A 14,218-nucleotide genomic window follows, 5' to 3' on the forward strand; every position below is an offset into this window, starting at 1 on the left:
CGGGGCCCCGGTTTGTTGATTAGCGCACTCATATGTACTCTAATCCACTGAGGCAAGCCTCACCTGAGGGTGGGCCCTGCCGACCCTGACGAGACACCCCAGACCTCGGCCCGCCTCGAGCGGCGCCCGGGAGGAGAACCATGCAGCGCGCCCCCCACTCCCCTCGCCTGTCGGCGATCGCCCTGACCTCGGTCGCCGCCCTCGCCCTCGTCGGCTGCTCCGCGGGAGGCTCCAACGGCTCCGCGGGGATGAGCTCGGCCGCCGACGGCGCCGGCGTCTCCTCGTCGGCCGGCTCCGCGCAGGGCGTCGCCGCGGGCGCCACCGTGACCGACATGTCCGGTGCGCAGATCACCCTCCCGCAGGAGGTGGACTCCGTGATCGCGACCGACAACCGGACCTTCCGCACGCTGGACGAGTGGGGAGTGGAGCTGAGCGCCGCCCCGAAGCAGATCATGTACAAGGGCGAGGGCGGCCCGTCGTACCTCGACGACGCGGACGTGAAGGACATCGGCAACCACCGCGAGCCGGACATGGAGGCCTTCGTCACCGCCGAGCCGGACGTGGTCCTCAACGGCCAGCGCTTCCGGGACCGCAAGGCCGAGATCGACGAGCTCACCGGCGACGCCGCGATCGTGGACACCGACTTCGACCCCGTGAAGACCCCGCTGGACGAGGGCCTCAAGGAGCTGACCACGCTCCTGGGCGACACCACCGGCCACCAGGAGGAGGCGAAGCAGCTCAACGCCGACTTCGACGCCGCCGTCGAGCGGGCCAAGGAGGCGTACGACCCGGAGCAGACGGTCATGGGCCTGATCGCCACCGGCGGCGACCTCGCCTACGTCGCGCCGTCGACGGGCCGCTCGATCGGCCCCCTCTTCGACATCCTGGGCTTGACCCCCGCCCTCGAGCAGTCCGGCTCCGACAACCACCAGGGCGACGACATCTCCGTGGAGGCCATCGCCTCCTCCAACCCGGACTGGATCATCGTCATGGACCGCGACGCCGCGATCGGCGAGGAGAACGCCACCGCCAAGGAGCTCATCGAGCAGTCCGAGGCGCTGAAGGACGTGCCGGCCGTCAAGGAGGGCCACATCGTCCACCTGCCCGCGGACCTGTACGTGGCCGAGGACATCCAGAACTACACGACGATCATGGAGGATCTCGCGGACGCCTTCGAGGGCGCCCGGTGACCCAGTCGCCCACCGGCACCGTCGACGCCCGGACCCAGCCCCTCGCGGCGGGTCCGGGCGAACGCGTGTGCTGGGTCCCTCCCGCCGTCCTGCGCCCCGAGCGTTCGCGCTGGCAGCGCACGTGGCCCCTGCTCGCCGGCGCCGCGATCACCGTGGCGCTCACCGTCCTCTCCCTCTTCGTGGGGGTCTACGACCTCGGCGCGGAGGGCGGGGCGGAGATGTTCGGCATCACGCGCGTGCCCCGCACGATCGCGCTGATCCTGGCCGGCGCCGCCATGGCCATGTGCGGGCTGATCATGCAGCTCATGACGCAGAACCGGTTCGTCGAGCCCAGCACGACCGGCACCACCGAGTGGGCGGGGCTGGGGCTGCTGGTCACCATGCTCCTCATCCCGGGCGCCGGGATCATGACCCGCATGGTCGGCGCCGTGCTGTTCGCCTTCGTGGGCACCATGGTCTTCTTCCTGTTCCTGCGCCGCGTGCGGCTCTCCTCCTCCCTGATCGTGCCGATCGTGGGCATCATGATGGGCGCCGTCGTGGGCTCGGCCTCGACGTTCCTCGCGCTGCAGACCGACATGCTCCAGCAGATGGGCGCGTGGTTCGCCGGCTCCTTCACCTCCGTGGTGCGCGGCCGCTACGAGCTGCTGTTCATCGTGCTGGCCGTGTGCGTGGCGGTCTTCGTGATCGCTGACCGCTTCACCGTGGCCGGGCTGGGCAAGGACATCGCCACGAACGTGGGGCTGAACTACGAGGCGGTCGTCTTCACCGGCGTCGCCATGGTGTCCGTGGCCACGGGCGTGGTCACCGTGGTGATCGGGGCCCTGCCCTTCCTGGGGCTCGTGGTCCCGAACATCGTCTCCATGGTGCGCGGGGACAACCTGCGCACCAACCTGCCGTGGGTGGTCATGGTGGGCATCTGGGTGGTCATCGTGTGCGACGTCATCGGGCGCACCGTGATCATGCCCTTCGAGGTGCCGATCTCCCTGATCCTCGGCGTCGTGGGGGCCGTGGTGTTCCTCGCCCTGCTCCTGAGGCAGGCCAAGCATGGCTGAGGCCCGCACCGTCCCGGGACTGCGCCGCGGCTCCACCGCCGCCGGTCCCCTCGCCGACCGCGCTCGCGCGTCCGGCCCGTTCGTCACCCGCGCCGAGCGCACCCGGTACCTCGTGACCGTGGCGGTGCTCGCCGTCGTCGGGCTGGCCGCGACGGCCGGCATCCTGCTGTGGGGCAATGAGGCGACGCCGGGCTCCCGCGCGTTCTGGCTCATCGCCGGGATGCGCGTGGACGCGATCGGGGTGATCGCCCTCGTGGCCCTGTGCCACGCGTTCGCCACGGTCAGCTTCCACACCGCCACCGGCAACCGGATCATCACTCCCTCGATCATGGGCTTCGAGGCCCTCTACGTGGCGGTGCAGACCGCCGCCGTATACGCGCTGGGGGCTGCCGGCGTCGCCGTGGTGAGCGGGACCGGGCCCTTCCTGGCCCAGGCTGCGCTCATGGTGGTGCTGGCCACCGCCCTGTACTCGTGGCTGCTCTCCCGGCCGTACGGGAGCATGCACCTGATGCTGCTCGTGGGCGTGGTCCTGGGCGGGGGACTGGCGGCGCTGAGCACCTTCATGCAGCGCCTGCTGGACCCCAACTCGTTCGACGTGCTCTCGGCCCGCCTGTTCGGCAACATCTCCAACGCGCGCACCGAGTACGTGGCGGTGGCCGCGCCGATCGTCGTCGTGGTGTGCCTCCTGCTGTGGCTGCGCTCGCGGCGAATGAACGTGGTGGCCCTCGGCGCCGACGTGTCCACCAACCTGGGGCTGAGCCACCGTCGGGAGCTCATGGGGACGCTGCTGCTCGTCTCCGTGCTCATGGCCATGACCACCGCCCTGGTGGGGCCGATGACGTTCCTCGGCTTCCTCGTGGCCACACTGGCGTACTCCATCACGGACACGTACGACCACCGTCTCGTGCTGCCCGTGGCCGCACTGGCCGGCTACGCCGTGCTCGCGAGCGCCTACTTCGTGCTGCGGCACGTCTTCTACGCGGGGGGTGCGGTCACCGTGGTCATCGAGCTCGTGGGCGGCATCACCTTCTTGATCGTCGTGATGAGAAAGGGTCGGCTGTGATCGAACTGCGGGGCGTCACCAAGCGCCACAGTGACGAGGTGTGCATCGGTCCGGTGGACCTGCAGATCCCCGCCGGGGGCATCACCGCCCTCGTGGGACCCAACGGCGCGGGCAAGTCCACCGTGCTGACGATGATCGGGCGGCTTCAGGACGCGGACGCCGGGACGATCGCCGTGGGCGGCCAGGACATCACCGCGACCCCGTCGCGGCGGATCGCGCAGACCCTGTCCATCCTGCGCCAGGAGAACCACTTCATCACGCGCCTGACGGTGCGGCAGCTCGTGGGCTTCGGGCGGTACCCGTACTCCCGCGGGCGGCTGACCCTCGACGACGAGCGCCACATCTCCGAGGCCGTGGACTTCCTGGGCCTGGGGCCGTTCGAGAACCGCTACCTCGACCAGCTCTCCGGCGGCCAGCGTCAGCGTGCCTACGTGGCCATGGTGCTCGCGCAGAACACCGAGTACGTGCTGCTCGACGAGCCGCTGAACAACCTGGACATGCAGCACTCGGTGCAGATGATGCAGCAGCTGCGCCGCGCCGCCGACGAGCTGGGCCGCACCGTGGTGATCGTGCTGCACGACATCAACTTCGCCGCGCACTACGCCGACCACATCGTGGCCATGGGCGACGGCCAGGTGGTGGAGACGGGCTCGCCCCACGAGATCATGCGCCCCGAGGTCCTCGAGCGGATCTTCAAGACGCCGTGCCACGTGGTGGAGGGGCCGGCCGGCCCGCTCGCCGTCTACTACTGAGCGGGGCTGGGCGGGGCTGGAGCTGCCGTCGGCCGCCCGTGTGGTCTCCGGTCCCTCCATCCGACGCCCACACCCTCCGAGAGACGCCCACACCCTCCCAGAGACGCCCACACCCTCCCAGAGTGGTCACAACACGCCGTCTCAACTCTCTGCAGGCGGCGCGTCGTGACCACTCTGCGAGGTGGACTCCGCGCGCGGGTCGATGCGATGCCCCGCTGCCCGCCGTTCGAGAATGACCTCGACCAGCCGTCGGCAGGCCTCACGGTGATCCTCGACCGTCACCCGCAGGGGAGCGACCCCCCGCGCGAGGAGCCAGCGGTCCCGCCGGGCGTCCCGGGCCTGCTGCTCCCGCGCGAGGTGATGCGCGCCGTCGTACTCGAGGGCGACGGCGCCGTCGGCGTAGTACAGGTCCACCTCGGGACACTGGGGATCGGCGGCGTCGAGGCGGAACTGCAGGATGGGTTCGCCCAGCCCCGCAGCGATCAGATCGAGCCGCACACGCGTCTCCAGGGGAGAGTCCGACCCCACGCGCACCTGCGCCAGCGCCCGTCGCGCCGCATCGATGCCCGGTACACCACCCAGCGCCTCCACGACGGCGGCCAGCCCCTCCGGAGTCGACGCCGGCTTGCCTCGTCCTCGCCGCGACCAGGGCCGGGCGAGCAGGTGGTCGCCGGCGGCGATGAGGTCCTCCGGCGTCCACGGAGCGCCGCGCGTGCACAGGTCCGCCCACGTCCGCTCCGGCGTGGTGGCCCGCAGCCCGTGGACGGCACCCACGTGGTGCGCTGGAAGATCCCGACGGTGCGGGGCGACGCCCTCGCGCCGCAGCCGCTGCCCCGGCGGGAGCGTGACGTGGACGAGGCTGGAGGGGGCCGCGGCGTGCGGGGTCGGCATGCCGTGCAGATGAGCCGCGGTGTCGTGGGAGAGCACCGCCGCACCGCGTCGGCGCAGCAGGGCGGCGAGGACAGCACCGCTCCATCCGTGGCCCGGTTCGGCCAGGCCGACGTCCGCCCATGACGGGCCGGGAGACTCCGCGCGGACCCGCACGCCGTGCAGGGGAGTGGAGAGGTCAGCGCGTCGCAGCCGTTGAGGGGGCACCCCCGCTGTCCGCGCTTCAGCTGTGGTGAACGCAGGAGGCAGGGGAGGAAGGCCCGAGGGCGTCGTCGGCGACATGGCCGAAGCCTCGGCGCAGCGGGACCGTGCGACGCTCGCGGCGAGCACATCTGGGGATGGGGCAGCCCGCCGTCGGTCGCTGTGCAGGGGGCGTTGCGTGTCCGCTCCGGGGGAGGGTGGCCCCGCCTCCCTCCCGACGACCCCTATGGCCCTCCCGCCCCGTCCCGGCCCCGGCCCTGCCGCCCCGCCCCGCCCCGGCCCCCCGCAGGCTGGTCGCAACACGCCGCCTGAACTTCTTGCAGACGGCGTGTTGTGACCACCCTGGAACCGGGTTCATACGGCAAGGGGCAGGAGTGGGCGCTGACGACTCGAGCCGCGCGGCGAGTCGGCGAGCGGACCCCGCCCCCGGACGCGGCTGGCACTCGTGTTGAAGGAGTGCCAAGGCCCGGAGTAGAGTCGACACTGGCACTCGGGGGTACCGGGTGCCAACGCCCGAGGATGGACCCTGCGGCACCGCGACGACGGAGGGTCTCCACGCCCGTGGCACCCCCTGAGACCACGTCAACGCAGACTCGGCGGCCCTGTCGCCGGCCCGCACGTCGAACAAGAAGGAGTGTGCAGCATGTCCGTTGCCATCAAGCCCCTCGAGGACCGCATCGTCGTCCGCCCGCTGGAGGCCGAGCAGACCACCGCCTCCGGCCTCGTCATCCCGGACACCGCCAAGGAGAAGCCCCAGGAGGGCCAGGTCGTGGCCGTGGGCCCGGGCCGCGTCGCCGAGAACGGCAGCCGCGTGCCGGTGGACGTCGCCGAGGGCGACGTCGTCCTGTACTCCAAGTACGGCGGCACCGAGGTCAAGGTCGGCGGCGAGGAGTACCTCGTCCTCTCCGCCCGCGACGTGCTGGCCATCGTCACCAAGTGACCCCCGCGCGTCGGGCCCGGTGAGCGGAGCGCACCCCACCGGTGCGCCGCCCCGGGCCCGACGCGTCCCGCACTCCCCGAAGACTTCCTGAACCGAAAGGAGCGTCCGTCATGGCCAAGCAGCTGGCATTCAACGACGACGCACGCCGCGCCCTCCAGGCCGGCATCGACAAGCTCGCCGACACCGTCAAGGTGACGCTCGGCCCCAAGGGCCGCAACGTGGTGCTTGACAAGGCGTGGGGCGCACCCACCATCACCAACGACGGCGTCACGATCGCCCGTGAGATCGAGCTGGACGACCCCTACGAGAACATGGGCGCCCAGCTCGCCAAGGAGGTCGCCACCAAGACCAACGACATCGCGGGCGACGGCACCACCACCGCCACCGTGCTGGCCCAGGCCCTCGTGAACGAGGGCATGCGCCAGGTCGCCGCCGGCGCCGCGCCGAACGACGTCAAGAAGGGCATCGAGGCGGCCGTGTCTGCCGTCGAGAAGCGCCTGCTGGAGAACGCCCGCCCGGTCGAGGGCAAGAACGTGGCCCACGTGGCCGCCATCTCCGCGCAGTCGGACGAGGTCGGCGAGCTGCTGGCCCGCGCCTTCGACACCGTGGGCACCGACGGCGTCATCACCATCGAGGAGTCCTCCACCACCTCGACGGAGCTGGACGTCACCGAGGGCATGCAGTTCGACAAGGGCTACCTGTCCCCGTACATGGTCACCGACGCCGAGCGTCAGGAGGCCGTGCTCGAGGACCCGTACATCCTCATCAACTCCGGCAAGATCTCCAACGTGCAGGAGCTGCTGCCCCTGCTGGAGAAGGTCCTGCAGTCCAACCGGCCGCTGTTCGTGATCGCGGAGGACGTCGAGGGCGAGGCCCTGTCCACCCTCGTGGTCAACAAGATCCGCGGCACCCTGAACGTCGTGGCCGTGAAGGCCCCGGGCTTCGGCGACCGCCGCAAGGCCATGATGCAGGACATCGCGATCCTCACCGGCGCCCAGGTGGTCTCCCCGGACCTCGGCATGAAGCTCGAGCAGGCCGACCTCGACGTGCTCGGCACCGCCCGCCGCATCACCGTGTCCAAGGACAACACCACGATCGTGGACGGCGGCGGTGAGAAGGCCGACGTGGACGCCCGCGTCTCCCAGATCAAGGCCGAGGTCGCCGCGACCGACTCCGACTGGGACCGCGAGAAGCTGCAGGAGCGCCTCGCCAAGCTCGCCGGCGGCATCGGCGTGATCCGCGTGGGCGCCGCCACCGAGGTGGAGCTCAAGGAGCGCAAGCACCGCATCGAGGACGCCGTGTCCTCCACGCGTGCCGCGCTCGAGGAGGGCATCGTCGCCGGCGGCGGCACCGCCCTCATCAACGCCCTCTCCGTCCTGGACGAGGACGCCGACGTGCAGGCCCTCACCGGGGACGCCGCCGCGGGCGTGGAGATCGTGCGCAAGGCGCTCAAGCAGCCGCTGCGCTGGATCGCCCAGAACGCGGGCGAGGACGGCTACGTCGTCGTCTCCAAGGTCGCCGAGCTGGAGCCGAACCACGGCTACAACGCGAAGACGGGCGTGTACGGCGACCTCCTCGCCGACGGCGTGATCGACCCCGTGAAGGTCACCCGCTCCGCGCTGGCCAACGCGGCGTCCATCGCGGCGCTCGTGCTCACCACCGAGACCCTCGTGGCGGACAAGCCCGAGGACGAGGGCGAGCACGGCCACCAGCACTGAGCTGAGTGACGTCGCCGGCAGGGCCGGCTCCCTCACGACGACGGCCCGTCATCTGCGCGCGCAGATGACGGGCCGTTTCGCGCCTCCGCACCTGTGCCCGCTTCCGTTGGCGCACCGGGGCGCTCCGCGGCCGCGTCCCTTGACGCAACGGGATCGATGGCGGTCCGGGACGTCGGACCCGGCGCCGTGACGGACCGCCGCGTGATGAGGTCCTGCGCCAGGGGGGGTCGCGGGGGAGAGGGCTCGGGACCACCGGGCAGCGCGCCGAGGGAGTCGCCGACGTGGGGATAGGCCAGGGGAGGAGGGGCCATGGCCCCTCCTCCCCTGATCAGCGCGTCGAGCGAGGGGCCGCGTCAGGGACGCGTGTCGACCCCGACCATCGGCGCCTGCGTGTCGGCGCGGTCCTGCGCCCGGGCTTCGACGATCTCGGCGTCGTCGTCGGCCATCACGTCGCCGCGCTCGGCGTCGTAGCGGGCCTGGTCCAGGATGCCCTCCTGCTTGGCCACGAGGGCCGGGATGAGCGCCTGGCCGGAGACGTTCAGGGCGGTGCGCCCCATGTCCACGATCGGGTCGACGGCGAGCAGCAGCGCCATGCCCTCGAGGGGCAGGCCCGCGGTGGAGAGGGTGAGCGTGAGCATCACGGTGGCGCCGGTGGTGCCGGCCGTGGCCGCGGAGCCCAGCACGGAGACGAGCACGATCAGCGCGTACTGGCCGAGGCTCAGGTCGATGCCGTAGAACTGCGCCACGAACACGGCCGCGATGGCGGGGTAGATGGCGGCGCAGCCGTCCATCTTGGTGGTGGCGCCCAGCGGGACGGCGAAGGAGGCGTAGCCGGTGGGCACGCCGAAGTTCCGCTCGGCCACGCGCTGGGTCACGGGCAGGGTGCCCAGCGAGGAGCGGGAGACGAAGCCCAGCTGGAACGCCGGCCACACGCCGGAGAAGAACTGCCGCACGGAGAGGCCGTGCGCTCGGGCCAGCAGCGGGTAGACCACGAGCATGATGAGGGCGAGGCCGATGTAGATGGCGATCACGAACTTCACGAGCGTGCCCATGGTGGACCAGCCGTAGGAGGCCACGGCGGTGCCCAGCAGGCCGATGGTGCCGATCGGTGCGAGGCGGATGATCCACCACAGGACCTTCTGGATGATGGCCAGCATCGAGCGGGAGAACGCGAGGAACGGCTCGGCCTTCTCACCCACCTTGAGGGCGGCGACGCCCACCGCGATCGAGATGACGAGCACCTGGAGCACGTTGAAGGTGGGGGAGGCGACGACGGCGCCGGCGTCGTTGGTGGACGCCTTCACGGTGAGGCCGAGGAAGTTGACCGGGACCATGGAGGTCACGAAGTCGAGCCAGCCCACGTCGCGGGCGTTGTATGAGTCCGGGGCGGTCTGCCCGGTGCCGACGCCGGGCTGCAGCATCACGCCCACGGCGAGGCCCACCAGCACGGCGATGAGGCTCGTGATCGCGAACCACAGCAGGGTCTTCGCGGCCAGGCGGGCCGCGTTGGTCACCTGGGCGAGGTTGGCGATGGAGGCGACGACGGCGAAGAAGACCAGCGGGACGACCGCGGCCTTCAGGAGGGTCACGTAGATGCCGCCGATCAGGTCGAGCATCTCTCCGAGCCAGGTCGGGTTCTCCTCGGTGTGGCCCATGCCGCGGGCGAGGAGGCCGAGGACGAGGCCGAGGACGAGGGCGGCCACGATCTGCCAGCCGAAGTTGGTCATCCAGGCGGGGAGCCGGCGTCGCGCGGCCGGTGCGGGGGAGGTCTGTGCTGTGCTCACCGGGAGAGGCTAGGAGGGCGCTTAGCACGACGACGAAACGGGTTGCGTTCTGTGACTCGGGCGTGACGTCGGTCTCGCCGGCGGCCCGTGCGCGAATCATGGCGGACCTCACGGGACCGCCCCGACCGTCACAGCATCGGGGCGCCCCCATGCCGACCTCCGTCTCCGGTCCTCCACCCGGACCCGCCCGACCCTGTGACCGCCGACGCACCCATCCCCGGCGCACCACCCCGTGGGCATAGAATCACGGAAACCCCCGTCTCGAAAGGCCCCTTCGTGACCACCACCAGCACCGGCCCGTCCTCGGACCCCGTCCACTCCGCCGCCGATCCGTTCGGATTCTTCGGCCTGACGTACGACGACGTCCTCCTCCTGCCCAGCCACACGGACGTCATCCCGGCGGACGCGGACACCGGGACGCAGGTGACCAAGCGGATCCGCCTGAACATCCCCGTCATCTCGGCCGCCATGGACACCGTGACCGAGGCACCGCTCGCCATCGCGATGGCGCGCCAGGGCGGCATGGGCATCATCCACCGCAACCTCTCCATCGAGGACCAGGCCTCGCACGTGGACACGGTGAAGCGCTCCGAGTCCGGCATGATCACGGACCCCGTCACCGTCGGCCCGGACGCCACCCTCGAGGAGCTCGACGAGCTGTGCGCGCAGTACCGCGTCTCCGGCCTGCCCGTGGTGGACACGGACGGCGTCCTGGTCGGCATCATCACCAACCGCGACGTCCGCTTCGTGGACCACGAGGACTTCGCCACCCGCACGGTGCGCTCGGCCATGACGCCGATGCCGCTCATCACGGGCCCCGTGGGCATCTCCCGCGAGGAGACGGTCGCGCTCTTCTCCCGCCACCGCATCGAGAAGCTCCCCCTCGTGGACGATCAGAACCGGCTGCAGGGCCTGATCACCGTCAAGGACTTCGACAAGGCGGAGAAGTACCCGGACGCCGCGAAGGACGAGGAGGGCCGCCTGCGCGTGGGCGGCGCCGTCGGCTTCTTCGGCGACGGCTGGGAGCGGGCCATGGCGCTCGTCGAGGCGGGGGTGGACGCCCTCGTGGTGGACACCGCCAACGGCCACACCCACGGCGTGCTGGACATGATCGCCCGCCTGAAGAAGGAGAAGGCCGCGGCGCACGTGGACATCATCGGCGGCCAGGCCGCCACGTACGCGGGCGCCAAGGCGATCGTCGACGCCGGCGCGGACGCCGTGAAGGTCGGCGTCGGCCCGGGCTCCATCTGCACCACGCGCGTGGTGGCCGGCGTCGGTGTCCCCCAGATCACCGCGATCTACGAGGCGGCCAAGGCCACGCGCCCCGCGGGCGTGCCGCTGATCGCCGACGGCGGCCTGCAGCACTCCGGCGACATCGGCAAGGCGCTCGTGGCCGGCGCCGACTCCGTGATGCTCGGCTCCCTGCTGGCCGGCACCGCCGAGTCCCCGGGCGACCTGGTGTTCTACCAGGGCAAGCAGTTCAAGGCCTACCGCGGCATGGGCTCCCTGGGCGCCATGCAGACCCGCAACGGCAAGCGCTCCTACTCCAAGGACCGCTACTTCCAGGCGGACGTGCCGGCCGAGGACAAGCTGATCCCGGAGGGCATCGAGGGCCAGGTGCCCTACCGCGGCCACGTCGCCAACGTGGTGCACCAGCTCGTGGGCGGCCTGCGCCAGACCATGTTCTACACGGGCGCGCCCACCATCGCGGACCTCAAGGAGAACGGACGCTTCGTGCGCATCACCTCCGCGGGCCTCAAGGAGTCCCATCCGCACGACATCATGATGACCGTGGAGGCGCCGAACTACAGCTCCCGCTGAGCCCGGCGCCCTCCCCGGTGGCGCCCAGGATCCCTGGGATAGGCTGGGGAGGTGACGAATCAGATTGAGATCGGCCGTGGAAAGCGCGGCCGCCGCGCCTTCTCCCTCGACGACGTCTCCGTGGTGCCGGCCCGCCGGACCCGGGACCCGGGGGATGTGAACCTGTCCTGGCGGATCGACGCCTACACGTTCGACATGCCCGTGATCGGCGCCCCCATGGACTCCGTGATGAGCCCGGACACGGCCATCGCGCTGGGCCGCCTGGGCGGCCTCGGCGTGCTGAACCTCGAGGGCCTGTGGACCCGGCACGAGGATCCCGCGCCGCTGCTGGAGGAGATCGCCGCGCTCGAGGCGGCCCCCGGCAGCCCCGAGGTCACCCGCCGCCTCCAGGAGATCTACGACGCGCCGATCCAGGCCGAGCTGATCACGGAGCGCCTCGCACAGATCCGCGAGGCCGGCGTCGTGGTGGCCGGCTCCCTCACTCCGCAGAACACGCAGCAGTTCTACAAGACCGTGCTCGCCGCGGGCGTGGACCTCTTCGTCATCCGCGGCACCACCGTCTCCGCCGAGCACGTGTCCTCCACGCACGAGCCGCTGGACCTCAAGCAGTTCATCTACGAGCTCGACGTCCCCGTGATCGTGGGCGGCGCCGCGGGCTACACCCCGGCGCTGCACCTCATGCGCACCGGCGCGGCCGGCGTGCTCGTGGGCTTCGGCGGCGGCGCCTCGACGACGACGCGCCGCGCCCTCGGCATCCGCGTCCCCATGGCCACGGCCATCTCGGACATCGCCGAGGCCCGGCGCGACTACATGGACGAGTCCGGCGGCCGCTACGTGCAGGTGATCGCCGACGGCGGCCTGGGCACGTCCGGCCAGATCGTCAAGGCGCTCGCGATGGGCGCCGACGCCGTCATGCTCGGCACCGCGCTCGCCCGCGCCGCCGAGGCGCCCGGAGCCGGCTGGCACTGGGGCCTCGAGGCCGCCCACCCGGACCTGCCGCGCGGCCACCGCACGCACGTCGGCACCGTCGCCCCGCTCGAGGAGCTCCTGTGGGGCCCCGGCCACCAGACGGACGGCACCTCCAACCTCATGGGCGCGCTCAAGCGCGCCATGGCGACCACGGGCTACACCGAGCTCAAGGACTTCCAGAAGGTGGAGGTCATCGTCGCGCCCACGCACGTGATGTGACCACCGGCGCCGGGGCGGGCCACCGCCAGCCCCGGCCGACCGCCCCTCGGCCCGCCGTCGCTGCGGCCCGCCCGTCCCGTTCCGGAAGAAGTGATCTCGGGTGCTCCGTACCGCCCTGAAGCCCGTGTGGCTGGCCACGCTCGTGCTGGCCCTCGTGGCGGCCGGCCTGTTCGTGGCCCTCTCGCGCTGGCAGTTCCAGTCCGCGGAGACGGCGGCCCCACCGCCCCGCACGCAGACGGAGAACGCCGTCCCGTTCACGGACCACGTCCGCCCCTCCGAGCCGCTCCTGGCCTCGCAGGCGGACCAGGTCGTCACCGCGTCCGGGGCGTTCCTCCCGGGCACGGACGCACTCATCGCCCGGCGCCTGCACGAGGGGCGGCAGGGCTTCTGGACCGTGACGGCCTTCCGGGTGGCCGGCGCCCCGGACGGCGAGGTCGTCCCCGTCGTGCGGGGCTGGTCGGAGGACGCCGCCCTCGTGGACCCGGCGCCCACGGGCGAGGTGACCCTGACCGGGCGCCTCCTGCCCCCGGACGGCCCCCTGCCCCGTTCCACGGAGCCCGCGGAGACCTCCGGACGCCCCGTGTACACCACGCTCGCCCCCGGCCAGCTGGTCAACATCTGGGACGAGCCCTCCTACGCCGCCTACGTGGCCGCGTTCGCGGTGACGGACGCGGTGGGCGCGGACGTCTCGGCGGGGGCCGCCCCGGGAGGCCTCGAGCCCGTGTGGGTGCCGCCGCAGCCGGAGGAGACGCAGGTCGTCTGGCTGAACGTGTTCTACGCGATCGAGTGGATCCTCTTCGCGGGCTTCGCCCTCTTCCTGTGGTGGCGGTTCGTGCGCGACGACCACGAGCGCGAGCTGCAGGAGGCCCGCCTGGACGAGGAGTGGGCCGCCCAGTGGCGGGCCGAGGAGCTCGCCCGGCGCCGGGCCGCCGCGCGCGAGGCCAAGGAGCGGGCGCTCGCGGCGCAGGCCGCGCGCACCCCGCATGACGACGGACCCGCGGGTCCCCCGAAGGAGCAGACACGATGAGCCATCCCGACCCCCAGTCCCGACCGGACGCGCACGCCGCCGTGGACCCGACGAGCCTGCCGGACCCCGAGGACATCACCGAGGCCGACCTCCCCGAGCCGCCGCCACGCCCGGGCCGGGAGAGCCGCCGGTTCGCCGGCACGCAGCAGCAGATCCGCTCGGCCACCCGGTTCTACGTGGTGTGCGCGTGGATCACGGGCGTCATGCTCCTGCTGCTCGTGGCGGAGATGGTGTTCAAGTACGGCCTCCACCAGGAGCTGTTCGCGGGCGGCACCACGGTGGACGGCGAGCCCAACGTGCTGGGCCTGCATCCGGAGGACTCGGTGACCGGGGGAGTGAACCTCTCCCTCCTCATCCTCATCGCCCACGGCTGGATGTACGTGGTCTACCTCCTCGCGTGCTTCCGCCTGTGGTCCCTCATGCGCTGGGAGCCGGTGCGCCTGCTGGCGATGGCGGGCGGCGGCGTCGTGCCCTTCCTCTCCTTCATCGTGGAGAAGCGCATGACCCGCGTGGTGCGCGACGAGGTCCACCGGTACCCGTCCGCCGCCCGCCGCTACTGAGGCGCGGGCGCGGCGCCCCGGGACGCCTGGACTA

13 protein-coding genes are annotated in these 14,218 nt (G+C 71.8%); 11 read left to right on the top strand and 2 right to left on the bottom strand.

Annotated features, from left to right (window positions below):
- Window positions 1–140: 140 nt before the first annotated feature.
- From NJC10_RS01185 to NJC10_RS01200, 4 genes are read left to right on the top strand one after another with little or no spacing between them, the layout of a single operon-like run.
- Complete coding sequence (locus tag NJC10_RS01185; protein ID WP_319074103.1) at window positions 141–1,190, top strand: siderophore ABC transporter substrate-binding protein; 1,050 nt, start codon at window positions 141–143, stop codon at window positions 1,188–1,190.
- Entirely contained in the window at window positions 1,187–2,242 is a 1,056-nt protein-coding gene (locus tag NJC10_RS01190) for an ABC transporter permease (protein WP_248115883.1), read from the top strand. Before NJC10_RS01185 ends, NJC10_RS01190 begins: the two co-directional genes overlap by 4 nt.
- A complete protein-coding gene (locus NJC10_RS01195) occupies window positions 2,235–3,305 on the top strand; it encodes an iron chelate uptake ABC transporter family permease subunit (RefSeq protein WP_298711614.1) in 1,071 nt (356 codons plus the stop codon). The genes NJC10_RS01190 and NJC10_RS01195 overlap by 8 nt, the downstream gene beginning before the upstream one ends.
- Window positions 3,302–4,057 (top strand): ABC transporter ATP-binding protein, encoded by a 756-nt coding sequence (locus NJC10_RS01200; protein ID WP_248115879.1) that lies wholly within the window; start codon window positions 3,302–3,304, stop codon window positions 4,055–4,057. Before NJC10_RS01195 ends, NJC10_RS01200 begins: the two co-directional genes overlap by 4 nt.
- Before the next feature lie 141 nt (window positions 4,058–4,198).
- Here the strand turns inward: NJC10_RS01200 and NJC10_RS01205 are convergent, their stop codons facing one another.
- Entirely contained in the window at window positions 4,199–4,831 is a 633-nt protein-coding gene (locus NJC10_RS01205; RefSeq protein ID WP_319074107.1) for a hypothetical protein, read from the bottom strand.
- Here NJC10_RS01205 and NJC10_RS01210 point away from each other — a divergent pair.
- From NJC10_RS01210 to groL, 3 genes are all read left to right on the top strand, one after another.
- Window positions 4,817–5,071: a hypothetical protein gene (locus NJC10_RS01210; protein ID WP_319074108.1), complete on the top strand. Its 255-nt coding sequence runs from the start codon at window positions 4,817–4,819 to the stop codon at window positions 5,069–5,071. The two genes, NJC10_RS01205 and NJC10_RS01210, sit on opposite strands and share 15 nt — an antisense overlap.
- Window positions 5,072–5,789: 718 nt before the next feature.
- Window positions 5,790–6,086, top strand: a complete 297-nt coding sequence (groES, locus tag NJC10_RS01215; RefSeq protein WP_248115875.1) for a co-chaperone GroES — start codon at window positions 5,790–5,792, stop codon at window positions 6,084–6,086.
- Between the two features lie 110 nt (window positions 6,087–6,196).
- Entirely contained in the window at window positions 6,197–7,804 is a 1,608-nt protein-coding gene (gene groL, locus NJC10_RS01220) for a chaperonin GroEL (protein WP_319074109.1), read from the top strand.
- 353 nt (window positions 7,805–8,157) lie between these two features.
- Here the strand turns inward: groL and NJC10_RS01225 are convergent, their stop codons facing one another.
- Window positions 8,158–9,588, bottom strand: a complete 1,431-nt coding sequence (locus NJC10_RS01225) for a dicarboxylate/amino acid:cation symporter (protein ID WP_319074111.1) — start codon at window positions 9,586–9,588, stop codon at window positions 8,158–8,160.
- A gap of 276 nt (window positions 9,589–9,864) precedes the next feature.
- Here NJC10_RS01225 and guaB point away from each other — a divergent pair, with 276 nt between their 5' ends.
- From guaB to NJC10_RS01245, 4 genes are all read left to right on the top strand, one after another.
- Entirely contained in the window at window positions 9,865–11,409 is a 1,545-nt protein-coding gene (gene guaB, locus NJC10_RS01230; RefSeq protein WP_319074112.1) for an IMP dehydrogenase, read from the top strand.
- A gap of 51 nt (window positions 11,410–11,460) precedes the next feature.
- Window positions 11,461–12,597, top strand: coding sequence for a GuaB3 family IMP dehydrogenase-related protein (locus NJC10_RS01235; RefSeq protein ID WP_319074113.1), 1,137 nt, complete (start codon window positions 11,461–11,463; stop codon window positions 12,595–12,597).
- A 100-nt stretch (window positions 12,598–12,697) separates the two neighbouring features.
- Window positions 12,698–13,624, top strand: coding sequence for an SURF1 family protein (locus NJC10_RS01240; RefSeq protein ID WP_319074114.1), 927 nt, complete (start codon window positions 12,698–12,700; stop codon window positions 13,622–13,624).
- Window positions 13,621–14,184, top strand: a complete 564-nt coding sequence (locus tag NJC10_RS01245; RefSeq protein ID WP_248118274.1) for a DUF3817 domain-containing protein — start codon at window positions 13,621–13,623, stop codon at window positions 14,182–14,184. The genes NJC10_RS01240 and NJC10_RS01245 overlap by 4 nt, the downstream gene beginning before the upstream one ends.
- Window positions 14,185–14,218: the final 34 nt, after the last annotated feature.

The organism is Micrococcus sp. M4NT, assembly GCF_033790745.1.
Taxonomy (GTDB): Bacteria; Actinomycetota; Actinomycetes; order Actinomycetales; family Micrococcaceae; genus Micrococcus.